This is a genomic window from Nonomuraea sp. NPDC049750 (assembly GCF_040659625.1).
GTDB lineage: Bacteria > Actinomycetota > Actinomycetes > Streptosporangiales > Streptosporangiaceae > Nonomuraea.
In genome coordinates, this window is record NZ_JBFANB010000003.1 from 238,049 (window position 1) to 263,732 (window position 25,684).

Sequence of the window (25,684 nt, forward strand, 5' to 3'; positions counted from 1 at the left end):
AAAGGCGAGCGACCCGCGGCCCCCTGACCGCGGGTCGGCACTTCAGAGCAGGTGCCCGCGCCCCCATCCGCGCGTGAGCCTGCGGACGGCGAACGTGCCGGCGACGAGGCCGATCGCCAGCAGCACCCCGGCCGGTGCCAGGGTGCCGGCCGCGTCTCCGCGGACCGCGGCCTGCATCATCGTCAGGGCCCAGTAGCCGGGCGAGATGTGCGCGGCGACCTGGGCCCACTCGGGCATGATGCTCAGCGGCACGAGGGCGCCGCCCAGCGAGCTGAGCGTCAGCGCGCCGACATCGGAGATCACGCTGAGCTCCCCGTGACTGCGGACGATCGTGGCGAGTGCCGCGCCGATCGACAGCAGCGCGAAGGCCCAGATCGCGATCGCGAAGACCACGTACTGCGGGGCCCTCGGGATCGGCAGCCCGATGACGAGGCAGCCGTACACCAGCAGGATCGACTGCTGCACGACCATCACCACGAAGATCGGGATGGTCTTGCCGAGCAGCAGCTCGGTCGCCGGGGCGCGGCTGGCCCGCAGCCGGTCCCAGGTACGCCAGGTGCGCTCGACGAGGATCGCGTTGCCCGCGATGGAGATCGCGAACACCGAGAACATCACCATCAGCCCGGTCGCCACCTGCGTGGCGCCGCCTTCGACGGCCCGGACGTACAGCGGCTTGAGCACCAGCATGAGCACCATCGGCATGGCGACGTAGCTGATCATCTGCCCTGGGTCGCGCAGCCGGATGAGCGTGTTGTGCTTGGCCAGCGCGCCGATGCGGTACGCGGCGCCGCGCAGGTTCTCGACCAGGCCCGCGGGCGGCGGGGGTTCGATCCGCTGCTGGGTGTGGGGGGTGTCAAGGAGCATTGCTGACCGCCAGGGATCTGTAGAGGTCGTCGAGGGAGGGGTTGCGCACGTCGACGGTGCTGATCGGGCGGTCGGCACGGCTGAGCAGGTCGATCAGGGTGTTGGCCGGGTGGGCCGTCGAGACCGTGATCTCCTCTTCGTTGTCGAAGGTGAGCTGCACCTCGCCGGGCAGGCCGTCGACCAGCTCCTCGTGGGTGCCCCTGGCGATGACCCGGCCGTCCCTGACGACCGCGATCGTGGCCTGGAGCTCGGTGAGCTCGGGCAGGTAGTGGGTGGTGTAGACGACGGCGGCGCCCTCGCCCGCGCGCTGCTTGACCACGTCGAGCATCGCCTGCCTGGTCTCCAGGTCGGCGCCGGCCGTCGGCTCGTCGAGCAGCAGCAGCGCCGGCCGGTGGATGAGCGCGGTGGCCGCCTGGGTCCTGCGCTGCTGGCCGCCGGACAGGACCGCCGCGTGCCGGTCGATGAAGTCGCTCAGCCGCAGGGCGGCCACGATGTCGTCGATGGCGGTGGTGAGCGCCTGGCCACGCAGCCCGGCCAGCTTGCCGAACAGCTCCAGGTGCTCCCTGACGCTGACGGACGGGTAGAGCGCGATGTGCTGCGGTGCGACTCCGACCTGGCCTTTGACGGCGGACGGTGGCTTACCGTCGATGGTGACGTGGCCGCCGTCCGGTCGGGTCAGGTACGACACGATCTCCACGAAGGTCGTCTTGCCCGCGCCGTTGTGCCCCACGAGCCCGACGATCTCGCCCGCGGCCACGCTCAGGCTGAACTCGTCGAGGGCTCTGACCGGGCCATAACACTTGACAAGATCGATTGCCTCCAGCAATGTGTCACCTCCTCCAGTATTCACACCGAATGCGACGTCTACCCTTTGTCGGAAATTAATCGGTTGAATACGATTAACTGGGTGTTGCTGGCTACGATAGCGGGAGCCGGCCCAAGTGGCCGATGGCAGGAAGTGGCAGGAAAGAGTAGGCCACTGACCCTCTGCGGGATTTTGCCGCCATAACTGGTAAGTCCGCACTACAGGCCCGCTGTCATCAAATGACGGTAATTTGCTGCCAGCGCACCCGCTATCGCACAACTAGAATGACTCACCTTTACCGCATAATCTGACCACCATGCGTGTGGGAACGTTGCTCGCGGCAGGGCAGGACTGCGACGTGTACGAGGCCGGGACCGGCAAGGTGATCCGGCGGGCCCGCGACGGCCGCAGCCTCGAACGCGAGGCGTCGGTCATGCGGCACGCCCGCAGGCAGGGCTTTCCGGCGCCCGAGGTCTTCGACGCCGACGGGTCCGACATCCTCATGGAGCGGGTCGTGGGCGTCAGCGTGTCACGCGATGCCACCCGGCGGCCGTGGCGGGCGCCCGCGTACGGGCGCCTCCTGATGGAGTTGCTCCAGCGGCTGGCCACCGTACGCGCGCCCGGCTGGCTGCCCGCCGCCGAGGGAGCGCCCGGCAACAACCTGCTCCACCTGGACCTGCACCCCGGCAACGTGCTCGTCACCGGCGACGGCCCCCGGGTCATCGACTGGGCGAACGCCGGCCGTGGCGCGCCGGCCGCCGATGTGGCGTGCACCTGGCTGATCATCGCCGCCGCCCCCGTGTCCGGGCCGGTCCGGCGGGCCGGGCGCCTCCTCATGGCGAAGGCGTTCGCCGACGTCGTCGACCGCCCGGCCGTGCTGCCCTACCTGACCGCGATGGCCGAGCGCCGCCGCGACGACGACAACACCCACGACGCCGAGCGGGCCGCCATCGACCGCCTGCTCGCCCGCGAGACCGCGACATCCTCCCCACGGCTCACGCCGAAAGACTCCACGCTCAAGGAGAACCGATGAACGAGCGGCGAAAGATCCGGGCGTCGGACGGCGATCGCGAGGTGGTCGCCGAACGGCTCAGCTCCGCGCTGGCCGAGGGCCGCCTGAGCATGCAGGAGTACGACGACCGGCTGGGCCGGGCCTTCCAGGCGGTGACGTACGGCGAACTGGCGGATCTCCTGGGCGACCTGCCCCGCGCGAAGGCGAAACCGCAGCCCGCGCCGCGTGGGGCGGCGGTCTCGGCCGGACTGCTGGCGACGCTGCCGAGATGGCTCAGGATCCTCTGGGCGATCTGGGCCGTGAAGGTGTCGATCAATGTCGTGGTCTGGGTCATGCTCAGCGTGTCCGACGCGTCCCTGGTGTACTTCTGGCCTATGTGGATCATCGGGCCGCCGGGCGCCGCGCTGGTCGGGCTGTCGGTCGCGACCACCATGATGCGCCGTGGCCGCGTCCCGGTGGAAGCCACCGCGACGCCCTCGCCCCTCGACGGCGGCTGACTGCCCGGAAAGCGGTGACGCCAACCCTTAATTTCCTACCAAATGTGTGGGATAATGGTCGGCATGAGCTTGGATCGGACGCGCTCATCGAGCGAGCGTGCTGAGACGCCGCTGACCGCCGCCATCATGGCCGGCCGCTGGATTCGCTCGGCGGCCGTCGACGACGAGCGCGGCCGGCACTGGCGGGCCAACCCCGACCCTCGGGGCAGGTCGGCCCTCGCCGCCGAACCGGCCTCGCTCTACGCGGGGGCGGCGGGCATCGTGCTGTTCTTCCTGGAGCTGGCCGCGGCGACAGGGCATGAGGCGTACCTCGACGAGGCCCGCGCGGGCGCCCGCTACCTCTCCGGGACCTGGGCGAACCAGACCAGCCTGTCGCTCTATCACGGTCTGTCCGGCACGGTGGTCGCACTCGCCGAGGCCGGCTGGGTGCTGGGGGACGGGGAGTTCGAGGCGGCCGCCGTGGCCGCCGCCGACCGGATCGTCCGCTCCGCCCGCCCGCTCGACGGCGGCCCCGGCTGGTCGCGCGATCCCGCGCAGAGCGGCGACGGCGGCGTGGTGCTCGGCCTGCTGCACGCGTCCTCGATGCTCGGCATGCCCGCCTACCAGGACCTGGCCGTCGAGGCGGGCGCCCGCATCGCCCGCCTGGCCGTGCCCGGCCACCTGTTCGGCCACTCCACCGGCCTGCCCGACGGGCGGACCTGGCCCGGCGATGGGACCCTGTCCGACGGGCAGACCTGGCCCGGTGACTGCTCCGACCTGCCGGGAAAGGCCCGCGACGCGGCCGGTGGCCGGGCCGATCTGCCGGTGGACGCCGTCACCCCGGGTTTCCTGTCCGGCACGGCGGGCACGGCGTTCCTGCTCGCCCGCCTGTACGGCGTCACCGGCGACCCGCTCTTCCTCGACGCGGCCCGCAGAGGCGCCGGCTTCGTCCAGATGGTCAGCGTCGTGGCCGGCAGGTGCGCCGCCGTGCCGCACCACGTCCCGCAGGGCCGGGGGCTGCACTACCTGGGCTTCTGCTCGGGCTCGGCCGGGGTGGCACGGCTGTTCTACGAGCTGTACCGGGTCACGGGCGAGGCCGACGACCTGGCCTGGTGCGAGCGGCTGGCGCACGGCATCGTCGAGAGCGGCGTCCCCCACCGCCGTACCCCGGGCTTCTGGAACGTCTCCTGCCAGTGCTGCGGCACGGCAGGGCTGTTGGAGCTGTTCGTGGGGTTGTGGGCGGCGACGGGGCGCAAGTCGTACCTGGACTTCGCGAGTGTGCTCGCCGAGCACCTGATCGGCCGCGCGGTCGACCACGACGGGCGGGGGCTGCGCTGGTACCAGGCATATCGGCGGCTGCGTCCCGGTGAGGTGTCGGCGGACACGGGCTACATGATCGGCGCGGCGGGCATCGGCGCCGCGCTCCTGCACCTGGACGCGGCCCTCCAGGGCGACCAGGCCCGGCGGGTGATCCTGCTGCCGGACAACCCGTTCCCCTCGATCCCCGTGCCCGCGCACCGTCTGAGCCGTCCCGGCGCGGAATAGGAAGCCGACGCATGGTGCTGTAAGTGACTTGTAAGTCAGATGTGAGCGTTGAGGCCTACGTTCCTTTTGCCACAACACAGGCGGGAACATCCTGAACGGAGCGCATCCAATGCGACTGACGGCCAAGAGCGTCCGCATCACCTGAGCATGAGGGTGACCACATAGCCGGTGGGGGCCGGAAGGTGCAGGTCCGGCCCCCACCTCATGCGGCATGTACGGATCTTTTCAGCTTATTTGAAGCATCCATCCAGATACGTCAGCTTTGCCTACAGTACGACCCGTGGGGGCTCCGGTAATCAGAACGAACGTGTGGAGCGAGCTACGAGTGACCTCCGCTCCTCAGCTGTCCGTGTCGATCTCTCCGAACCTGACCGCTCTCGCCATGATCGCCGACGCGCTGGCCGGCCGCCGGCGCGGACTGCCCGAGCTGTGGCGGCGCGCGGTCCAATCGAGGGTGAGCCCGCTGGGACGCGAGGCGGTCCTTCCGCTCGCCGCTCCCGGCTACTCCGTCGTGCCCGACAGCGTCGCGCCGATCACCCCCATGGACGACATGTCCGTGTCGGCCCAGGTGAGCGCGCTGAGCGACATTCCACCCGAGTCCTTGATCAAGGACCTGGAGCAGGCGTTCGGCGACGGATCGCTGCCGACGCACTGGAGGGCCGCCGCCGAACGGCCCGGCCGCTGGCTGCGCGGGTACGCCACCGCGCTCAACGACGTCTGGCACACCACCGAGCCGCTGTGGCAGCGGGCGCGGCCCCTGCTCGACCGGGAGATCGAGCGCGTCGGCATCACCTCCGTCCGCGGCGGGCCCGAGCTGCTGCTGGGCGCACTGAACGACCGCATCCGGTACGGCGAGCGCGGCCTGCTGATCGCCGACATCGAGGCCAGCACGTACGAGCTGGGCAACCGCCGGATCATCCTGGTGCCGATGCTGGCGGGCAAGGACGCCGTGATCGTCAGCCTGGACCATCCCGACGCGGTGTGGATCGCCTACCCGGTCCCCGGCGCCGAGTCGCTGTGGCGCCGGCCCGTCGCGCCCGCCGTGGACGAGCTGTCCGCCCTGGTCGGCCCGGTGCGCGCCGAGCTGCTCTGCCAGCTGGACCAGCCCATGACGATGAGCATGCTGGCCGCCAACGTCAAGATCGCGCCCAGCGGGATCACCTATCACTGCGACCGGCTGCACGCCGCGCGGCTGATCAGCAGGGAGCGGCGGGGACGCGAGGTCTGGATCGCCCGCACCGACCGGGCGGAGGAACTGCTGTCGCTCTTCCGCCGCTGAGAGGGCTGAGCTTGAGACCCTGAGACGGCTGCGCTTGCGACGCCGAGAGGGCTGAGTTCCGACCGAGGAGATCTACTGTGGTCCTGAAATATCACCGTGAAGCGCTCGACGGGTGCGGAACGGCGGCGAAGAACGCCTCCGGCGCCTACGCCGAGGTCGCCGCGTCCGTGTCCGGCGCGGCGATCGACCAGGCCGCCTTCGGCCGGCTCGACAACTCCGGAGCGCTGGCGGCGGCGGTGAGCGAGCTGACCGCGGCCGCCGGGACCACCGCGCGGACGCTCGGCGGGCATCTCCAAGCGGTGGAGCAGGCGCTGGACGCCGTGGACCGGACGTTCACGGGTGCCGACGGGGCCGCGGTGCGCCGGTGAGCGCCATCGACGACGTGCGAGGCGTCCCCGGCGGCGCCGAGCTGGCCACGCTGGCCGCGACGCTGGTGGGCGACCCCGGCGCCGTGGGCCGCGTCGTCGGCGTGTGGCAGGCGGCGGCCGACACCGGCCGGGGCCAGACCGCCGCGGTCAGGTCGGCCGTCGGCGATCTGGACGCCGCCTGGCAGGGGGCGAGCGCCGACGCGTTCGTCACGTACATGGACCGGGCCGGAAAGGTCGGCGACACGCTGCAGAGCGTGCTGTCGCAGTGCGCCACGCACCTGGCCAGTGCCGCCGAGGCCCTGCGGACGGCCGAGTCCCAGGCGAACGGGATCTGCCAGAACTACGCCGCCGCCGTACGCGACTTCCAGGCCAGGAACCCGCAGGCCACACAGGACCAGATCCTGCAGGGCGTGCAGGGGCTGGCCGGCGAGGCCCGCAAGCAGCTGGCGGAGCAGCGGACGACCGCGAACACCGCTCTGGGCACGGCCGCGGCCGGCATCCGGGGCCTGCTCGGTGGCCTGGGCAGATCCACCGAGAACTGGCCGGAGCCGGACACGGAGCCCTTCGCCCCAGGTCCGGGGAAGGCCCTGGACTGGACCCCGTCGCGGCAACAGAACAGCACGACCCTCGCTGAGGCGAGCGGGACGAACGGGACCAGCGGGACGAAGGGCCAATCGCCGAGCCTGCCCGGTTTTGGTGGGTATGGGCCGAGCGGTCCGCCCCCGGCCGGCGGCGGACCGGCCCCGCAGGGACAGGTGGCCGACTGGATCACGCAGGCCGTCAACGTCCTCAAGGCGCAGGGCTACCCGGTCGAGAAGATGAACGCCAACGACATCTGGACCATCATCCGGCACGAGTCGGGCGGCAACCCCAACGCGATCAACAACTGGGACTCCAACGCCGCCAAGGGCACGCCGTCCAAGGGGCTCATGCAGACGATCGACCCCACGTTCAACCGGTGGAAGCTGCCGGGGCACGAGAACATCTACAACCCGGTCGACAACATCATCGCCGGGGTCCGCTACGCCATCGAGCGCTATGGCTCGGTCTCCAACGTGCCCGGCGTCGTCGGCACGAAGACCGGCAGCGCTTACCGGGGTTACTGAGCCGTTGAGGCAGTGGAGACGGGCTTGGCGGCGCGTGCCGGGTCGAGCACCGGCCCCTCGGGGATGAGCTGCAGCACGTTGGCGGGCACCGGGGTGGCGCGCTTGGCGTCGTACCCCAGTTTGCCCAGCACGTCCGCGTTCGGCACGGCGTAGCGCCGCCCCTCGTCCGTCACCAGGTAGTACGACTGCACCGCGTCGAGCTGGCCGTCACCGGGCAGGACGCCGGCGACGATCGCCCGGCCCGGCGGCAGCCGTACGAGATCCGTGGCGTCGCCGTGCGGCGCGGGCAGCGTGCCGCCCGACATGAGCCGGGCGCGGGCCGAGCCCTTGTCGGCGTCGGCGTAGACCGCGCAGAGCGGGCTCGCCGGGTCGTAGGCCGTCATCTTCGGCATCGACGCGGGCAGGCCGTCGGCCGGGAGCTTGGTGCGGGAGCGCGGGGCGGCGTTGGCCGTCGCCGCGTCGATCTTGACCTCGGCGGTCGTGCCGCCGCTGTAGGCCGCCGGGTCGCTCAGCAGGAGCGTCGCCTGCGTACGCGTGACGGGCGCCAAGCCGTCGGCCAGCTGCACGTACCAGCGCGGCTCGCCCCCGGCGACGGCCGTGGCCCGGAAGACCTGCCCCACGGCGGCCTTCTCGCCACCGGGCCCGGTCACCGGCCGCCCCCGCCCCTCGATCGCGGGCGCGGCCAGGTCAGGCCCTTCCGGAAGCGCGTTCAACCAGGCCACGGGCACGGCCGCCGGGTCGGTGCCGCTCAGCCCGCGCGCGATCCCGGCGGGCACACGCATCCGCGCGCCACGCCAGATCGCCCAGGTCTGCCCGCCGACGTCCACGAGCATCGCGCTGTCCTCGGCGAGCGGCCGGTCGCCCGCCTGCCGCCCGGCGATCAGCGTCACGTACGGCTTGCGCCCCGTATCGCTCTCGCGCTCCTGAACGCAGACCGACCAGGGACCGGAGGCGAGCCGATCGGCGCCCGGCAGCGAGTCGGGCGCTCCCGGGATGCCGACCGGTGTGCCGCGCTCGTACGAGCTCAGCGCCTCCCTGGCGACCACCCGCTCGGTGATCTGCGGCGAGTCGAGCACGAGCCGGGCCGAGGCGTAGTTGGCCACCGGGATCAGCCTGCGCTGGGGCTGGCTGTAGACGTAGCGGGCCCCGGTCTCGCGTTCGATGATCAGTGTCCCCGGGTCCCGCAGCGCCTTGGTGCCGCTCGGCCGGAGCAGCCCGACGACCGCGAACCCGACACCCAGCAACACGGCGACCATCGCGCCGGCCAGGAAGCCGATGTTCTGGCGGCGCAGCGGCCACTCGGGCTGGTTCGGCTGGGCCCGCATCAGCGCCAGGCCGATGCGCTGGACCGTGAGCCGGTACGCCTGGTAGAGGTCGCGCTGGCTGTGCACGCCCACCTCCCCGGAATTCGCCCGGCCCAATTTATCCAGATAAGAGCGGGCAGAGCGCGATACTTCAACAGTTCTGTAATGGACATGCGCGCCGCGCACCCTCGGCCGCCACCAGGCGTTTGTGGTCGTCGGCGCGGGCCGCCTGCTCGACGTCGCTTGGTTCGACGTCGCTTGGTTCGACTCGACATCGCTCGGTTCGACATCGTGCAGGCGATCGTGCGTCGGCGCATCCTGACGCTGCCCGCCCCTGCCAGAGCACCCACTCTGGCAGGCCCCCTGGCAGCAACACCCGCATCGGCTCATGGAACCGGCACCCCTGACATGACCGTCGGAGCGCCATCACACCCGAAACCAAACCAAACACTCTGCTGGTACTTCAGACGAAGCCAGAAAGCCCGTGAATCGTCGAGCCCAGGGGCTTTGCGAAACCGCGGTGGCGCAGCGGAACACCGACCGCTGAACACCGACCGCTGAACACCGACCGCGGTCCTGTGGCGGAGGCGGTTCTTATGCGCTCGATGGACGATCGCGCGGTATTGTCTGTCGATCATCGGCCCATGGCCGCTTTATCGGAAGCATGGAACTTGATGGCAAGACATCGAAATGAGGTGGGCTGGAGTGCCTTCAGAGGTTGACGGGCGGATTGCCGCAGCGCTGGATAGCGGCGCTACTGAATTGGACCTTTCTGGCTTCGGTCTTGATACCTTGCCTGAGGCGCTGGGCGACCTCACCGGGCTTACCAAGCTCAACCTGAAAGGTAATCGGTTCACCGAATTTCCCGAATGGCTGCGTAGTCTGACCAATCTCACTGTGCTCAAGCTACGCGACAACAGGATCACCCGCGTCCCCGAGTGGCTGAACGACCTGCCCAACCTCACAGTCCTCGACCTGGCCTTCAACAACATCGCTGTTCTGCCCGACACGTTGGGCGACCTCACCAACCTCGCCGAGCTCAACCTGTGGCGCAACAGGCTTGTCGCCGTGCCGGACACATTCGGCAGGCTGACCAATCTCACCACACTCAACCTGGGCGGCAATCCGATCAAGGTGTTGCCGGACACGTTGGGCAACCTGACTAACCTCAGCCAGCTCGACTTAAGCCTCACTCGGTTGATTCAGCTGCCGGATGCGTTGGGCAATCTCACCAACCTCACGACTTTGTACCTGGCCTATAACCAGATCACCGACCTGCCCGGCACGTTCGGCAACCTCGCCAATCTTACCAAGCTGTACTTGGGCGGCAATCGGACCACCGCACTACCGGATACGTTGCGCAACCTCACCGAACTCGACCTGCAAGACAACGAGCTCACTACCTTGCCGGTCGGTTTGTCCAGGCTTACCAATCTCACCAAGCTCAACCTTTCCGGCAATCGGCTCACCGAGCTGCCGGATACGTTGCGCAACCTCACCGAACTCGACCTTAAGCGCAACAACCTCTCCGTCTTGCCGGGCGGGTTTTCCCGGCTCACCGATCTCACCAAGCTCAATCTTTTCGGAAATCGGCTAAGTGCCCTGCCCGAATGGCTGGGCAATCTGACCAACCTTACCGAGCTAGGGCTGAACAACAATCAGCTGGAGATGTTGCCTGATTCGTTCGGCGGGCTCATCAACCTCACCGAGCTTGAGCTGTCGCACAACAAACTCACTGCCTTGCCGGATACATTCGGGCGGCTCGCCAACCTCACCCAAGTTGAGCTGTCGCACAACAAACTGACGATCCTGCCGAATACGTTCGGCGGGCTCACCAGCCTCACCACGCTCAAGCTGGACGGCAATCGGCTTGCCACGGTGCCTGGCTCGTTCGGCGACCTCACCAGCCTCACCGAGCTTGAGCTGTCGCACAACAAACTCACTGTCTTGCCGGATACATTCGGCCGGCTCACCAACCTCAGCACACTCAACTTGTATGGCAATCAGCTCGGCACGGTGCCCGATTCGTTCGGCGACCTCCTCAACCTCACCGAGCTTGAGCTGTCGCACAACAAGCTCACCATCCTGCCGGATACGTTCGGCGGACTCGCCGGCCTCACCACGCTCAAGCTGGACGGCAATCAGCTTGCCACGGTGCCTGGCTCGTTCGGCGACCTCCTCAACCTCACCAGCCTTAAGTTGCCGCACAACAACCTCACCGCACTACCTGACACATTGGGCAACCTCACCAACCTTGTCGCGCTCAACGTAGCGGCCAACGAGCTCGCCGTATTGCCCGACGCCATCGGCAACCTCACCAATCTCATGACGCTCAACGTGGCGGCCAACGAGCTCACCACGGTGCCCGACAGCATCGGCAACCTCACCAAGCTCGCCGGCCTCAGGCTGGGCAGCAATCGGCTCGCCATGGTGCCTGACACGCTGGGCAACCTCACCGCCCTCATCGAGCTCGACCTGAGCGATAACGATCTCACCGAGCTACCTGAACGGCTGAGCGGCCTCACGGCCCTCGACGGACTTGACCTGAGCGACAACGAGATCACTGTCCTGCCCGAGTGGCTGGATCATCTCACCGTCACAGAGCTTCGTGTGGACGGCAACCCGCTCATCACACGGCCCGACTGGCTGACCGACGATGAGGACTGGGACGACGACGAGGATCAGGACTAGTACAGCCGCACCTCAGTCGCGGTCGGGCGGTGCTGAACCGGGATCCGTGGGAGGCGTGCTCCCCACGGCAGGCAGAGGCACCGTCTTGCCGACCGTGGGGATGTCTAGCGTCGGGGCACCAGAGCCCAAACGACCCGCTCGTTCCGGGTGTTGTAGTAGTGACCCCACGAGCCGTCGGTGATCTCGTGCACTATGCGCAGCCCACGGCCGAACTCGATCGCCGCGTCCTCATCCTCGGGGCCGGGGTCGTTCACGGGCTGTCGAAGCCGAGGGAAGGTATTGGCGTGCCCAGGATCGACCACGACCAGGCGGATGAAGCCTTTCTCCGGCTCTAGCCTCATGCGCACCCACCGCGCCGCAGGCATGGTCCCGAGACCGTACCTGATGGCGTTGGTGACCAACTCCGTGGCGAGCGTCTGAAGGTCGTACGCCCGGGGGTGGTCCGCTCCCACCCACGACGCGATGGTGTCGCGCGCTCTGGCGGGGATCACGCGGGGATCCAGATCCTTCATCTCGAAGGTACGGCATTGGGTGGGGGAGTGAAGCGCCGCATTCATGATTATTCACCGACTTTGTCCGTGTCGTGCTCGCCTCTGGATTTCTTCAGCCTGTGTCACCACAGGTGGAGGGCGTGGTGAACCGCTAGCCAGAATGGCATCAGAGCGATATTTTTCTCAGTGGTCGGCAAAGTCTGTAGCGACACAGTTTCCGGGCTGCGGAGTTTCGCCGCAGTGGCACGCAAGGAGGAATGTGGCGTGGGAATCGAGGTAAACCTAGACCCCGAAACAAGCCCAGACGCGCGATATGGCTATGAATTGCGTAAACGGCGCAAAGAGGCGGGATTGACGTTGGCTCAGCTGGGGGCCCGGGTCGCTCTCACAGGTCAGCAGATCGGCAACATCGAACGGGCCGACCGCCGGATGGATGAGAACAGGGCACGCCGGTGCGAGGAAGCCATGGGGCTCCCGCCAGGTGATCTCGTGCAGCACCTTCCCCGTAGGTCTCGCAGCAACGTGACCTTTCGCAACTTCCTGCCGTGGCTGGACAGGGAGAAGCGGGCCACGGAACTGTGCGCCTATGAAGGGTTGATCGTTCCTGGCCTGCTCCAAACTCGGGAGTACGCGGAAGCTGTCTGCCGAGGTAAGCCCGGTACAACCCCTGAGCAAGTGAAAGAAGCCGTAGAGGCGCGGATGCAGCGACAAGCCATTTTGCGCCGGGACAACCCTCCGTTCCTATATGCCGTTCTCGACCAGTGCGCACTGCTACGCCCGGTAGGAAGCGAGGAAATCACCCGGGATCAGCTTCAACATCTCCTCATGATGGGTAGAAGTCCGAACATAGTGATTCAGATCGTCCCCCTACGCGCTATGTCTACGCGTGGCCTGGTGGCAGGGTTCGTGATCGCTCGGACGGCTGGAGATGGCGACGAAGCCGTCTTCATCGACACCCCTGATGGGGGCCGCATGGTGGACCGGCTCGAGTCTGTGGAGATGCTGAAGGCTTGGTTTCAGACGATCAGGGCGGATGCGCTGTCCCAGGCAGACTCGATGGCGCTGATCGAAGAGAGGTTGAAACAAGAATGGATCTGGCGCTGAGCGAAGAACTCAGGAACGCGGTGTGGCGAAAGAGTCCCCTCTCGGACGCTCAGGGGAACTGCGTACAGGTGGCTCCCCTGTCGGCCGGACGCGTCGCGGTGAGGGACAGCAAGGACCCCGATGGGCCTGCTCTGGTGTTCACCGATCCAGAGTGGAAGGCGTTCGCCGGTGGGGTGAAAGAGGGAGTGTTCGACTTCTAGACATCGGTGGAGGGGGTCTGGCCTTTTGGTCAGGCTGCCTGCCAGGTCTGGAGAAATGCCGAGTTGGCGGATCTGCTTGGCGAGCGATACGCGCGAATGACTCCTGTCCGATCCTTCGAGGCCGGACAGGAGTCATTCGCGGTCGGTCAGTACCAGCGCTGCCAGGCGTTGGGGTTGCTGACGTTGCAGCTCCACAGGCCCACGGGGCTGCCGTTGCCGTGCCAACTGCTGCCGTAGCCGTCGAGGCAGACGGCGTCAGCGGTGTGCTCGGATGAGAGCCAGAGGTCGGAGCCGCCACCGCCACAGCAGGGTCGCGCCGCCGTTGCACGCCCAGAAGCCGACAGGGGAGTTGTTCTGCCCCGAGGCGGGGCTCGTGATAAGCGCGATCGAGCGCCGCCTTGCTTCCTCCTTGGGAAAGAGAGCCTCTTCCAGCTCTTGGGGCGACGGTCCGTCTGCGGGTCGAAGCTACTCACGAGTACTGTCGTCGACCTGTCGGAAAGCTTTCGTGATTCCGTGAGGGGGTTCGAGCATCCAAGCGGAAAGTCCCGTTAGCAGAATCAAAAGGTGACAGGCGGGCCAGGGGTGCCCGCCGTCCGGCCTGGCCGTGATCACACCGGAACCCGATCTTGATCACTCAGGGTGGAGCCCGAAACGGCCGCGCCCTGTATCGATCATGGATGTCCTGCGCCATCGAAACCTTGCGTTGTGGCGTGGAGTTCGAGCGGTCACCGTGCTGTCGGGTCGCGGGCTTGGCGCTGATCGCGCCGCGTGGGACGCCTCGCGGCCCTAGACATAACGAGTTTCGTTATTTACGATTATCGTTATGTCCATGAAGTGGCTCAACCGACTCGAAATCCTGCTGACCTTCGCCCTGATCATCGCCTGCCTGGGTGCTCTGGGCCTGCTCGCCATGACGGCGGGAATGGCCTTCTTCGGCACGCCCAACGGCGGGGGCATCCCGCTGCGCGTGTACGACCTGCCGATCGAGGGCCTGGCGGCGGGCGACGCCACGATCGGCAACGTGGCCGCCGAAGTGATGGTCAGGCCGCAGGGGCCCGCGCCGCTTGCCGGCCTGCTCTACCTGCTGATGTGGGCGCCCGGCGCGGCGACGGGACTGCTCGCGGTGTTCACGCTGGTCCGCGCACTGCGCAGAGCGAGATCCGGCGACCGGGCGCTGTTCTCCGCCGACACGGCACGGCTGCTGCGCAGGTTCGGCTGCATCCTGATCGTCGGCTCCCTCGTGTCGGCCGTCATCGGTACGGTCGCGGAGGTCATGCTCTCCTCCATGCTGCTGACAGAGAGCTATCCGTTCTATGGTCCTTCGGCCGTGCAGTTGGTCGCCATCTTTGGGGGATTCGTCGCGCTGGGCGTGTCAGAGATCGTACGCCGGGGCGTCGCCCTGCTCGAAGAGGTCGAGGCCACCATCTGATGGGCGAGCCCGCCATCACGGTCCGCCTCAACGAACTGCTCCAGGAACGGGGCATGACGCTCACCGAACTGTCGCACCGCGTGGAGATCACCGTGGTCAACCTGTCGATTCTGAAGAACGGACACGCCAAGGCGATCCGCTTCTCGACACTCATGCGCCTGTGCGACGCGCTCGACTGCCAGCCGGGAGACCTGCTCCGCTACGACCATTGATAGCTGCCCGGGCGGCTTGCCGTAGGAGCGCGGCCGTTGCCGACAGCCCGCTGCCGAGATCGAGAAGGAGCCAACAGACAATGTGAACATGACACGTGCGGTGTACGTCGCGGCGGGCGAGGCGGGAAGCAACAAGGGTGTGGTCGCCCTGGGCATGGTGGAGCTGCTGTCCCGGCAGGTGGGGACCGTGGGCGTGTTCCGTCCAGTGGTGCGGGCAGGCCGTGAGGACAACCTGATCAACACCATCCGGAGCAGGTTCCAGCTCAGCCTGCCCTACGAGACGTACGCCGGTGTCACCTACGACGAGGTGCACGCCGACGCCGAGCGGGCGGCCGGTGACATCGTGGCTCGTTACCGTGCGCTCGCGGGGCGATGCGGCGCGGTGGTCGTGGTCGGGACCGATTACACCGATGTGGGCGCGCCGACCGAGTTCGAGTTCAACGCCCGGCTTGCCGCGGACCTGGGAACGCCCGTGCTGAACGTGGTGAGCGGGAGAGCCAGGACGGTCTCGGAGATCGGTGCCGCGGTCGAGCTGTCGTCCCGGCAATTGGCGCAGCACCACGCCCAGGAACTGGCGGTCGTGGTCACCCGGGCCGCTGCCGAGCGCATCGCGATCGACCACCCCACGCCGGTGTTCGTACTGCCCGAGACTCCCTCCCTGCGCGCGCCCACCGTCGCCGACCTGCTGGCTGCCTGCGACGGCAGGTTTTTCCTCGGCGAGCGCGACGGGCTGGGCCGGGAGGCGAGCGCGTTGATGGTGGGCGCGATGTCACTGCCCGGCATCCTGGACCGCTACACCGAGGGCGCCGCGGTGATCATCCCGTCCGATCGGGCCGCCGCGCTACTCCCAGGGCTGATCGCGGCACACGCGGCACCGGGCTTCCCCGCCCTCTCGGCGGTGATCATGACGGGTGGCACGGATCTGCCCGCCCCGGTGGACCGGCTGCTGCGCAGCATGGCCATTCCCCTGCCGGTCATCGCCACCGACCATGACACCTTCGACACCGCGACCCGCCTGTCGGCCGTGGAGGGCCAGTTCACACCAGAAGCCGGCGGGAAGATCGACACAGCGCTGCGGCTGTTCGCCGAGCACGTCGACGGCCGGCTGCTGCTCGATCGGCTGGCCATCGCCAAGACCGACGTCGTCACGCCGTTGATGTTCGAGTATGAGCTGCTGGATCGGGCACGGACCCGGCGGCGGCACATCGTGCTGCCAGAGGGCGAGGAGCCGCGCATCCTGCGCGCGGCCGACGTCCTGCTGCGCCGTGGCGTGGCCGAGCTCACTCTGCTCGGCGACGAGGAGCGGATCAGGGTGCAAGCCGCCCAGCTCGGCCTGGATCTGGACGAGGCCAGGGTGCTCAGCCCGTTCGACGCGCGGCTGCGCGAGCGGTTCGCCCGCGAGTACGCGAGAGTCCGGGCGCACCGGGGAATGACCACCGAGCTGGCCCGCGACACCGTCACCGACGTGTCCTACTTCGGCACGCTGATGGTCCACACCGGCATGGCCGACGGTATGGTCTCGGGTGCGGCGCACACCACCGCGCACACCATCAGGCCGGCGTTCGAGATCCTGCGCCTGGGGCTGGTCTCCAGCGTGTTCTTCATGTGCCTGGCCGACCGGGTGCTGGTCTACGGCGACTGCGCGGTCAACCCCGATCCGAGTGCCGAGCAGCTCGCCGACATCGCGATCTCCTCGGCTCGCACCGCCGCCCTGTTCGGTGTCGACCCTAAGATCGCCATGCTGTCGTACTCGACGGGTGCCTCGGGTGCCGGCGCCGATGTCGACAAGGTCCGCACCGCCACCGAGCTGGTCCGCGAGCGCCGTCCCGACGTGATGGTGGAGGGGCCGATCCAGTACGACGCCGCGGTCGACCCCTCGGTGGCGCGGACCAAGATGCCCGGCAGCCAGGTGGCCGGCCACGCCACTGTCTTCGTGGTGCCCGACCTCAACACCGGCAACAACCTTTACAAGGCCGTCCAGCGCAGTGCCGGCGCCGTCGCGGTGGGACCGGTGCTGCAAGGACTGCGCAAGCCCGTCAACGACCTGTCTCGCGGTGCCACCGTCGCCGACATCGTCACCACCGTGGCCATCACCGCCGCTCAGGTACGCGACGACGACGCGGACGGCCCTTCATCGGTGGAGCGCGTCCGGGGTGTCGTCCTCCACTAGGAAGCCGCCGGACTGGTGACGCCAGAGCCGGGCGTAGGAGCCGTCGGACTCGAGCAGCTCGCCGTGGGTGCCCTGCTCCACGATCTCGCCCTGGTTCAGCACGACGAGCCGGTCCATGCGGACGACGGTGCTCAGGCGGTGCGCGACCACGAGCGCGGTGCGATCCTGCATCAGCTCCCACAACGCTTCCTGGACGAGGATCTCGCTTTCCGAGTCGAGGGCGCTGGTCGCCTCGTCCAGCAGCAGGATCGGGGCGTCGCGCAGAATGGCGCGGGCGAGGGCGACCCGTTGCCGCTGGCCGCCGGACAGCTTGACGCCACGCTCGCCGACCAGCGTGTCGAATCCCTTCGGCAACGACTCGACGAACTCCGTGACGTGCGCCGCCCGCGCGGCCCGCATGATCTCCGCGTCGGTGGCGCCCGGCCGGGCGAAGGCGATGTTGTCGCGCACCGACCGGTGGAACATGGCCGGCTCCTGGGGCACGTACGCGATGAGGCTGCGCAGATCGGCCTGCCGCAGGCGGGCGATGTCCTGGCCACCGATCAGGATCCGGCCACCGTCGACGTCCATGAGGCGCAGCAACAGCCGGGTGAGCGTGGTCTTGCCGCCGCCGGACTGGCCGACCAGTCCGATCTTGGTGCCACTGGGGATGTCCAGGTCCAGACGCTCGAACAGGGACGAGCCGCCGGCGTGCGCGAACGTCACCCGGTCGAAGCGGACGCTCGCGTCCGCCCGGCGCAGCGGCTGCGGGTCGGCCGGATCGACCACACTCGACGGTACGAGCAGCAGCTCGGTGAACTGGGCGGCTTCGGTGAGCACGCTCTCGATGCGCCGGTATACCTGGTTGAACTCGAACATGACGCTGATCGTGTTGGAGTAATAGGTGAACGTCACCACGACGGCCTCCACGCCCAGACCGCCCCGGAGCGCGACGGCGAGCAGCAGGCCGAGGGCGCTGGTGAGGATCGAGATGGGGGCGACCACGGTGTCCACGCGCAGGTTGCCGTAGTCCCAGGAACGCAGCGACAGTTTCCGCAGCTCGGCGACCCTGACGCGATGCTCGGCGGCCTCGCGGTCCTCGGCGGCGAACGCGCGTACGGTGTCCATGTTCGACAGGACGTCGGCGACGTGGCCCGAGACCCGCACCTTGGCGGCCTCACGCTCGTCGACCAGCGCCTGGCGGCGGCGGATGAGCGGCGCGACGAGGCAGCCCGTGACGACGATGAGGCCCAGCAGAACGAAGACCAGCAGCGGGTGATAAGTCCACAGCACCACCGAGGCGAAGGCGATCGGCACAACCTTGGCCATGATGGAGAAGGTCAGCGTGTCGACGAAGTCCTCGAATCTGGAGGAGAACCCCAGCACCCGTTTGGTCAGCGACCCGGCGAAGTTGTTGTGGAAGAACGCGGTGTCCTTGGTCAGCAACTCGTCCATGCCCACCACGCCGAGGTGCTCGATGCCGCGGGCGTCCGTACGATTCAGGAAATGCAGCCCGATCCGCCACAGCACCTCACCGGCCAGCAGCAACCCGGCGAAACCGAGCACGTACGGCAGGAGCGCGCCGACGGAGCCGTCGCCACCCGCGGACAGCCGCCCCACAATGCCGGCCACCGCCAGCGGCGCCAGGTAGAACAGGCAGATGTTCCCGAACGCGGGCATCGTCAGCGCGGGCGCCGCGACGCGCCACTGGCGCACCAGCTCACCGCAGTAGTGACGCAGCGCGAGCAGGACCGCCGACTTTCGTCCGGATGAAACGCCTTCGGAGCCCTGAAGCGATCCGAGCACAGCCATCCGCCCCTCCCGAACCCCGACAACCGCCCGTGACCATGCTGCCGCAGGGCGTACGCGGAGGCGACTGATTTTCCGGCCACCTGGATCGGTCTCACCCCCTCGCATCCGGCCCGACCCCGCTGGCCGTCAGGCCGCGCCCGCCGAATCCAGGCGGGCTTTCCGGGGCGAAAAACAGTTTCGGGAACGTCGTGTGGACACTGAGACTTCTGCCATGCGTTGTCGTTGGGCGGAACGGTCGTGCGCATCTATGGAGAGTTGTACGGCGGCCACTATCCACATGCCGACGTTGACCCGGTGCCCGGGGTAAGCGCGGTGCAGACCGGGGTTTGGTACAGCCCGAGCCTGCGGTTCGCGCTCTTCGACGTGCTCCGGCACGACCGTCCGGACGACGCCGGCCTCTTGCTGCCCTATGCCGACGTGGCAGCCGTGGCGGCAGCTGCCGGGCTCGATGTCGTGCCCCTGATCGGCAGGGGTCCCAGACACGAGCTCGACGCCCTGCCACCGCGGTTCCCCACTCGAGTGCCACCCCTCCACGGCCTGCCGAACATTCCGGGCAACTTCGCGGAGGGGATCGTCATGCGTCCTGACATCTCCGCGACGGCGGAACAGCGCCCGATCATCAAGATGAAGATCGAAGAGTTCGATGAGCAACGCTTCGACGAGAGCCGGCCCTGGAACCGGCACGCGCGGCTTGCCTTGGGCGACTTACGCCGACTCGCCCAGAGCATGGTGAACAAACCGCGGCTGGACAGCGCGCGGTCCAAGACAGGACCCGCGTCCTTTAGTGAGTTCGTGGACGAGGTCGTGCTCGACGTCATGGTCGATCTCACCGACGCCTTTCCCGCCGCCATGGCCGCCCTCGGCGATGGCGAAGAAGACGAACTCCACACGCACCTGCGAGAGGCCGTCCAAGAGTTGCGCCACGAGTAAGAACAGGCGCACCGGGCAGCGGCAAGCCCACAGGCGCTTGGTCTCGACGGTGACGAGACCGGAATCCGGGCCTGTGAATAGGCATTGCGCTTCAGCTGACCAGCCCGCGGATCGTCTCGTACACATCCAGTACGGCCAGCGCCAGCGGCAGCAGGGCGATCATCAGCACGATGTCGAGGATGTCGGCCAGCCGCCCCCAGAACGGAGTGGGCCGCGACGCCGAGAGCCAGAGCGCCACCCCGGCCACCAGCAGGGCGAGCATCACCAGCCCGGGCACCACCCCGAACAGCACCACCTCGCGGGCCGACCCCACCGCCACGGCCAGGATCGGCAGGCCGGAGCCGAGCAGGGCCGAGGTCAGCAGCCACAGCCGCTGGGCCCGGCCTTCGAAGACGCGGGCGCGTAGCAGCAGGGCGGCCGAGAGCGACAGGCTCATCGCGATCGCCGGCCAGGTGCCCGCCACCGCTAGGAGGATCTGGGCGCCGAGCGTGAGGAGCGACACCCCGCCGAGCAGGCCCGTGCAGAAGGCGTCCGCGACGACCGTCCGGTCGATCACCATCCGGCCGTCCAGGTCGCCGCCCTCGCGGCGCAGTTCGTCGGCGGTCGTCGGCAGGGCGGGCAGCGGCAGTCCGGCCAGCCGGAACGACACCGACGGCACCACCGTCGTCATGCCCACGGCCAGTGTGGCCAGCAGCGCGGCCACCCCGGCCGCCGGTACGGCGAGGACCATGACCGCCAGTGCGCCGAGCAGGCCGCAGAACGCGGCGAAGGCCACCCCGAGGAACGTCGGCAGCCCCTGGGCGACGGCGAACCCGATGGCCGTGGCCAGCATCAGCGTGACCCCGAACGCCGCCAGCAGGTGCGGCGCGCCCAGCCCGGTCAGGCCGGTCGGGGAATCGGGTCCGAGCAGCCCGGCGACGAACCCGTACGGCAGGGCCGCGTACCCGATCGCCGCCCCCGCGCCCGCGTCGCCCAGGGCCCGCGACAGCGCCGCCGCGGCCAGCAGCAGCACCAGCGCGATCCCCGCCGCGACCATGGCGGTGGGCGTCCACGGCGGGCCGGTCAGCAGCAGGGCGGCGGCGCCCGCGCCCAGCGCCACCGCGGCGGTCCGCAGCCCGTACGACCTCGTGACGGTGGGCTGCCACCGGCTGGTGCGTTCGAGTACGCCGGTCGCGACGGCGTCGGCCACGTCGTCGAAGACGGTCTCGGGCAGTTCGTGCCCCCGGGGCCGCAGGTGCAGCAGCTCCCCGTCGTGCACGGCCAGGTCCGACAGCGTGACGTTCACGTCGAACGGCTGGCCGCCCACGCGCTGGAGCACCCAGCCGCCGTGGGCCAGCCCGGCCTCCGCCAGCCCTTCGCCGGCGATGCGCAGCAGCGTCGGCAGCATGCTCGCCAGCGGCATGTCCGAGGGCAGGCCGAGATCGAGGGACCCCCGAGGGGTGACGATCGTGACCCGGCACAGGTCGGTTCCGGTGGCGCTCACTTGGAGGAGTGTATGGACTGGGCCCCCGCCGCGCCGCCGTAAATATGTCGAGAAAATTTGAAATGTCGCTGAATACGTGGTCTGACGGGCTTTTATGAGGGTTGTTCGGTGGCGTGTTCGGTGAGGTGCGGTGCGGTGAGCGGCAACACATGGGTGGTGCGTCGGCCCGACCGGCGCAGGCCGCCGGAGCAGCCGAGCGGCGAGGTACTTCTGGAGCCGCCACCCGAGATCCCCGAGACGGTCACGGGCGGTGGCCTGACCCAGATACTGACGTACCTGCCGATGATCGCCGGGGCGGGCGCGATGGCGCTCATGTTCACCGGCGGCGGCACGGGCAACCCGATCATGATGGTCTCCAGCGGCCTGTTCGCCGTCTCGATGGTGGGCATGACGATGGGCCAGATGCTCAGGAACACCGGCGAGCGCAAGAACCGCATCAACGGCCAGCGCCGCGACTACTACCGCTACCTGGAGCAGGTGCGCAAGCGCGTACGCAAGGCCGCCGAGCAGCAGCGCAAGGCCATGACCTGGAACCATCCCGACCCCGTCACGCTGTGGTCACTGGTCATGACCTCGCGGCTGTGGGAGCGGCGCCCCCGCGACGACGACTTCGGCCAGCTGCGGATCGCCACCTCCGCGCAGCGCCTCGCGCTGCCGCTCATCCCGCCGGAGAGCAGGCCGATCGAGGACCTCGACCCGATGTCCGCCGGGGCGCTGCGCCGCTTCGTCCGTACCCACGCCACGGTCCCCGGCCTGCCGGTCGCGCTGGCGCTGCACTCCTTCGCCCGGATCACGCTCGCGGGCGAGCCCGAGGCCGTCCGCGGCCTGGTCCGCGCCGCGCTGGCCCAGGCGGTGGCCCTGCACTCGCCCGAGGACCTGCGGGTCTCGGTGTGCACCGGGCCCGAGCACGCGGCCGAGTGGGAGTGGGTCAAGTGGCTGCCGCACGCCTTCCATCCTGAGGAGGAGGACGGCGCGGGCCCGGTCAGGCTGGTCACCAGGGATCTCGGGGAGCTCGACGACCTGCTCGGGTTCGAGCTGAAGGACCGGCCGAGGTTCAGCAGGGGCCTGTCGCAGGACGTACTGCCGTACCACCTGGTGATCCTGGACGGTGGCCGGGTGCCCGCGGGCAGTCAGCTCGGCACCGACGCCATCGAGGGCGTGACCGTGATCGACCTCAGCGGGTCGGCGGGACAGGCGCCCGCGCAGCTCTCGCTGAATCTCGACGTCACGGCCGACGAAGTGGTCCGGGTCGTCGAGGACGACATGGGCAAGCAGGTCCGAACCGCGCTCGGCCGGCCCGACGTGCTGGGCCTGCCCGCGTTCGCCGCGCTGGCCAGGCAGCTCGCGCCCATGCGGGCCGGCGCGGCCGGCGGGGCCGGGGAGGAGGGCGACGCGTTCGCCACCAACACCACGCTCACCGACCTGCTCCGCATCGGCGACGCCCGCCGGATCTCGGCCGCCGTGACCTGGCAGGCCCGGCCGGTCAGGAACCGCCTGCGGGTGCCGCTCGGCCTCGGCGCCGACGGCCGGCCCGTCGAGCTGGACATCAAGGAGGCCGCGCAGGGCGGCATGGGCCCGCACGGGCTCGTGGTCGGCGCCACCGGCTCCGGCAAGAGCGAACTGCTGCGTACGCTGGTGCTCGCGCTGGCGATCACCCACTCCTCCGAGGTACTGAACTTCGTCCTGGTCGACTTCAAGGGCGGCGCGACGTTCCTGGGCCTGGACACGCTGCCGCACGTCTCGGCCGTCATCACCAACCTGGAGGACGAGCTCCCGCTGGTCGACCGCATGCACGACGCGCTGCACGGCGAGCTGGTACGCCGCCAGGAGCTGCTGCGCTCGGCCGGCAACTACGCCTCGGTACGCGACTACGAGCAGGCCCGCGAGCAGGGCGCCCGGCTGAGCCCGCTGCCGACGCTGTTCATCGTGCTGGACGAGTTCAGCGAGCTGCTGTCGGCCAAGCCGGAGTTCATCGAGCTGTTCGTGATGATCGGCCGGCTCGGCCGCTCGCTCGGCGTGCACCTGCTGCTGGCCTCCCAGCGGCTGGAGTCGGGGCGGCTGCGCGGGCTGGACACGCACCTGTCGTACCGGATCGGGCTGCGGACGTTCTCGGCGGCCGAGAGCCGGGCGGTGCTGGGCGTCGCCGACGCGTACTCGCTGCCGCCCGAGCCGGGCAACGCGTACTTGATGTTCGAGACGACCGGGATGACCAGGTTCAAGGCCGCCTACGTGTCCGGTCCCTACCAGGTGGCGCAGCGGGAGAACCGCGCGGTCGCCGCCCGTCCCGGCCACCAGGGCAAGATCGTCTGGTACGGCACGGAGCGAGTGCCGCTGCCGCCGCCGCCCGCCGTCGAGCCCGAGCCCGCCGCCGAGGACCGGGAGCAGCAGGACAGCCTGCTCAACATCGTGGTCGACCGCCTGAACGGGCAGGGACCCGCCGCCCACCGGATCTGGCTGCCTCCGCTCAAGGAGCCGGCCCCGCTCGACCGGCTACTGCCGCCGCTCCAGGCGACCGCGTCGCACGGGCTCACCGCCGCCGGCACCGGCCAGAACCGCCCCGGCCGGCTGCACGCCGTGGTGGGCATCGTGGACAGTCCGTTCGACCAGCGGCGCGACCCGTACTGGCTGGACCTGTCGGGCGCGGCGGGCAACGCCGCGATCATCGGATCGCCGCAGACGGGCAAGAGCACCCTGCTGCGTACGCTGATCGCCGCGCTCGCGATCACCCACACGCCCAAGGAGGTGCAGTTCTACTGCCTCGACTTCGGCGGCGGCACGCTGTCGGCGCTGGCCGGGCTGCCGCACGTCGGCGGCGTGGCGACCAGGCTGGACACCAACCGGGTCCGGCGCACGGTGGCGGAGATGACCGCCCTGCTGGCGCGCAGGGAGCGGCTGTTCGTGGAGCGGGGCATCGACTCGATCGCCACCTATCGCCGGCTCGTGGCCGCGGGGGAGTACGAGGGCGACGGCTGGGGTGACGTCTTCCTCGTCGTGGACGGCTGGGCCACGATGCGCCAGGAGTTCGAGTCGCTGGAGGCGCCGCTGAGCGAGTTGGTCTCCCGGGGGCTCGGCTTCGGCATCCACGTCGTCGGCACCGCCAACAAGTGGTCGGAGTTCCGGTCCAATGTACGCGACATGTTCTCCACCAGGCTGGAGCTCAGGCTGGGCGACTCCTTCGAGTCGGAGATCGACCGGAAGGCCGCCGCCAACGTACCCGAGGGCGCGCCGGGCCGCGGCCTGACCCGCGAGGCGCTGCACTTCCTCGCCGCGCTGCCCCGCGTGGACGGCAAGGCCACCGTGGACGACCTGGCCGAAGGGGTCGCCGCGCTGGTGGCGGACGCGGCGAACGCCTGGCACGAGCCACCGGCGCCACCCGTACGGCTGCTGCCCGACCGGTTCCCCGTACACACGCTGCCCGGACCGGACGAGAGCGGCCCGCGCATCCCGATCGGCATCGACGAGGCCGCCCTGGCGCCCGTCTCGCTCGACTTCGACGCCGACGCGCACTTCGTCGTCTTCGGCGACACCGAAAGCGGCAAGACCAACCTGCTGCGCGTCGTCGCCGAGGGCATCGTCGACAGGTTCACGCCGCTGGAGGCGCGGATCGTCATCATCGACTACCGGCGCTCACTGCTCGACACGGCCGACAACGAGCACCGGATCGGGTACGCCGCCTCCAGCACCGCCGCGGCCACCGTGCTCAAGGGCATCCACGAGGTCATGCAGACCCGGCTGCCGCCGCCCGACCTCACCTCCGAGCAGCTGCGGACCAGGAGCTGGTGGACCGGCCAGGACCTGTACGTGATCGTGGACGACTACGACCTGGTGGCCACGTCCGCCAATCCGCTGGCCGTGCTCGGGGACCTGCTGCCGCAGGCCCGCGACATCGGGCTGCACCTGATCCTGGGACGGGCCATGGGCGGGGCGGGGCGCAGCCTGCTCGACCCGGTCGTGCGGCGGTTGAAGGAGATGAACACCCCGGCTGTGCTGCTGTCGGGGCCTCGGGATGAGGGGGCGCTGTTCGGCAACGTGCGGCCGCAGCAGCTTCCGCCTGGGCGGGGGTTCTATGTGGACCGGCGTTCGGGGGCGCGGCTCATTCAGACGGCGTATCTGACGCCACCGGAAGCGGGCTAGAAAGATCACTGTCTTCTGGGGGATGCCGGCTCGACGATCTGCCCGCTGCCGTATCCGTCGTCGCCGCGACGGCGACGGCCGCGCCCACATCCCCTGTGACCAGCCACAACGCCTTCGCAGCTCGGGTGGCCGGGCCTGGCTTGGGTGAGGCCGTGGCCTCCCGCAGGATCGGCGCGCCCGCCGAGGCCCCGGGCCCGATCCTGGACAACGCCCAGCAGATGCTCTCCTGGCGGTGATCGTGCGCTGACACGCTCGTTACCCGTCCAGGCAATCCACATGTGGTGCCAGTC

The 25,684-nt window shown here is 69.2% G+C and carries 21 protein-coding genes; 15 read left to right on the forward strand and 6 right to left on the reverse strand.

The features are described from left to right. Positions 1-42: 42 nt before the first annotated feature. On the reverse strand, positions 43-864 hold the full coding sequence (locus AB0J16_RS09635; RefSeq protein ID WP_357942111.1) for an ABC transporter permease: 822 nt from the start codon (positions 862-864) through the stop codon (positions 43-45). Next, positions 854-1,690, reverse strand: a complete 837-nt coding sequence (locus tag AB0J16_RS09640) for an ABC transporter ATP-binding protein (protein WP_358536550.1) — start codon at positions 1,688-1,690, stop codon at positions 854-856. The genes AB0J16_RS09635 and AB0J16_RS09640 overlap by 11 nt, the downstream gene beginning before the upstream one ends. Before the next feature lie 295 nt (positions 1,691-1,985). Here AB0J16_RS09640 and AB0J16_RS09645 point away from each other — a divergent pair, with 295 nt between their 5' ends. The 6 genes from AB0J16_RS09645 (at position 1,986) to AB0J16_RS09670 (ending at position 7,455) form a co-directional block, all read left to right on the forward strand. Next, on the forward strand, positions 1,986-2,702 hold the full coding sequence (locus AB0J16_RS09645) for a phosphotransferase (protein ID WP_358536552.1): 717 nt from the start codon (positions 1,986-1,988) through the stop codon (positions 2,700-2,702). Next, positions 2,699-3,178 (forward strand): DUF1707 domain-containing protein, encoded by a 480-nt coding sequence (locus AB0J16_RS09650; protein ID WP_358536554.1) that lies wholly within the window; start codon positions 2,699-2,701, stop codon positions 3,176-3,178. The genes AB0J16_RS09645 and AB0J16_RS09650 overlap by 4 nt, the downstream gene beginning before the upstream one ends. Positions 3,179-3,241: 63 nt before the next feature. Further along, positions 3,242-4,702 carry a lanthionine synthetase LanC family protein gene (locus AB0J16_RS09655; protein WP_358536556.1) on the forward strand — a complete coding sequence of 487 codons (1,461 nt, stop codon included), beginning with the start codon at positions 3,242-3,244 and terminating at the stop codon, positions 4,700-4,702. Positions 4,703-4,982: 280 nt separating this feature from the next. After that, positions 4,983-5,981 carry a winged helix-turn-helix domain-containing protein gene (locus AB0J16_RS09660; protein WP_358536558.1) on the forward strand — a complete coding sequence of 333 codons (999 nt, stop codon included), beginning with the start codon at positions 4,983-4,985 and terminating at the stop codon, positions 5,979-5,981. Positions 5,982-6,058: 77 nt separating this feature from the next. Further along, positions 6,059-6,349: a hypothetical protein gene (locus AB0J16_RS09665; RefSeq protein ID WP_358536560.1), complete on the forward strand. Its 291-nt coding sequence runs from the start codon at positions 6,059-6,061 to the stop codon at positions 6,347-6,349. Continuing rightward, a complete protein-coding gene (locus tag AB0J16_RS09670; RefSeq protein ID WP_358536563.1) occupies positions 6,346-7,455 on the forward strand; it encodes a transglycosylase SLT domain-containing protein in 1,110 nt (369 codons plus the stop codon). The genes AB0J16_RS09665 and AB0J16_RS09670 overlap by 4 nt, the downstream gene beginning before the upstream one ends. Here AB0J16_RS09670 and eccB read toward each other — a convergent pair. After that, positions 7,449-8,846 (reverse strand): type VII secretion protein EccB, encoded by a 1,398-nt coding sequence (gene eccB, locus AB0J16_RS09675; RefSeq protein ID WP_358536565.1) that lies wholly within the window; start codon positions 8,844-8,846, stop codon positions 7,449-7,451. The genes AB0J16_RS09670 and eccB overlap by 7 nt on opposite strands. Before the next feature lie 618 nt (positions 8,847-9,464). On the opposite strand from eccB, the gene AB0J16_RS09680 reads away from it, so the two are divergent. Then, positions 9,465-11,450 (forward strand): leucine-rich repeat domain-containing protein, encoded by a 1,986-nt coding sequence (locus tag AB0J16_RS09680; protein ID WP_358536568.1) that lies wholly within the window; start codon positions 9,465-9,467, stop codon positions 11,448-11,450. 104 nt (positions 11,451-11,554) lie between these two features. On the opposite strand, the gene AB0J16_RS09685 is transcribed toward AB0J16_RS09680, so the two are convergent. Further along, entirely contained in the window at positions 11,555-12,007 is a 453-nt protein-coding gene (locus AB0J16_RS09685) for an ATP-binding protein (protein ID WP_358536570.1), read from the reverse strand. Positions 12,008-12,205: 198 nt separating this feature from the next. Between AB0J16_RS09685 and AB0J16_RS09690 the strand changes: the two genes are divergently transcribed. The 5 genes from AB0J16_RS09690 (at position 12,206) to pta (ending at position 17,056) form a co-directional block, all read left to right on the forward strand. Continuing rightward, a complete protein-coding gene (locus tag AB0J16_RS09690) occupies positions 12,206-13,045 on the forward strand; it encodes a helix-turn-helix transcriptional regulator (protein ID WP_358536573.1) in 840 nt (279 codons plus the stop codon). Continuing rightward, the gene (locus tag AB0J16_RS09695; RefSeq protein ID WP_358536576.1) at positions 13,030-13,245 is read left to right on the forward strand and encodes a DUF397 domain-containing protein; all 216 of its coding nucleotides are present in this window, start codon (positions 13,030-13,032) and stop codon (positions 13,243-13,245) included. Before AB0J16_RS09690 ends, AB0J16_RS09695 begins: the two co-directional genes overlap by 16 nt. A gap of 829 nt (positions 13,246-14,074) precedes the next feature. Then, positions 14,075-14,674 carry a DUF2975 domain-containing protein gene (locus AB0J16_RS09700; protein WP_358536579.1) on the forward strand — a complete coding sequence of 200 codons (600 nt, stop codon included), beginning with the start codon at positions 14,075-14,077 and terminating at the stop codon, positions 14,672-14,674. Continuing rightward, positions 14,674-14,886: a helix-turn-helix transcriptional regulator gene (locus tag AB0J16_RS09705; protein WP_358536582.1), complete on the forward strand. Its 213-nt coding sequence runs from the start codon at positions 14,674-14,676 to the stop codon at positions 14,884-14,886. Before AB0J16_RS09700 ends, AB0J16_RS09705 begins: the two co-directional genes overlap by 1 nt. A gap of 88 nt (positions 14,887-14,974) precedes the next feature. Beyond that, positions 14,975-17,056, forward strand: coding sequence for a phosphate acetyltransferase (pta, locus tag AB0J16_RS09710; RefSeq protein WP_358536585.1), 2,082 nt, complete (start codon positions 14,975-14,977; stop codon positions 17,054-17,056). Here the strand turns inward: pta and AB0J16_RS09715 are convergent. After that, the gene (locus AB0J16_RS09715) at positions 17,018-18,847 is read right to left on the reverse strand and encodes an ABC transporter ATP-binding protein (protein ID WP_358536588.1); all 1,830 of its coding nucleotides are present in this window, start codon (positions 18,845-18,847) and stop codon (positions 17,018-17,020) included. The genes pta and AB0J16_RS09715 overlap by 39 nt on opposite strands. A 237-nt stretch (positions 18,848-19,084) precedes the next feature. Between AB0J16_RS09715 and AB0J16_RS09720 the strand changes: the two genes are divergently transcribed. Next, positions 19,085-19,777 (forward strand): RNA ligase family protein, encoded by a 693-nt coding sequence (locus AB0J16_RS09720; RefSeq protein WP_358536590.1) that lies wholly within the window; start codon positions 19,085-19,087, stop codon positions 19,775-19,777. Positions 19,778-19,868: 91 nt separating this feature from the next. On the opposite strand, the gene eccD is transcribed toward AB0J16_RS09720, so the two are convergent. Next, on the reverse strand, positions 19,869-21,260 hold the full coding sequence (eccD, locus tag AB0J16_RS09725; protein ID WP_358536593.1) for a type VII secretion integral membrane protein EccD: 1,392 nt from the start codon (positions 21,258-21,260) through the stop codon (positions 19,869-19,871). Positions 21,261-21,395: 135 nt separating this feature from the next. Here eccD and eccCa point away from each other — a divergent pair, with 135 nt between their 5' ends. Both eccCa and AB0J16_RS09735 read left to right on the forward strand, forming a co-directional pair. Continuing rightward, the gene (gene eccCa / locus AB0J16_RS09730; protein ID WP_358536595.1) at positions 21,396-25,394 is read left to right on the forward strand and encodes a type VII secretion protein EccCa; all 3,999 of its coding nucleotides are present in this window, start codon (positions 21,396-21,398) and stop codon (positions 25,392-25,394) included. Positions 25,395-25,489: 95 nt separating this feature from the next. Then, on the forward strand, positions 25,490-25,630 hold the full coding sequence (locus AB0J16_RS09735; RefSeq protein ID WP_358536598.1) for a hypothetical protein: 141 nt from the start codon (positions 25,490-25,492) through the stop codon (positions 25,628-25,630). The last annotated feature ends 54 nt before the right edge of the window (positions 25,631-25,684 follow it).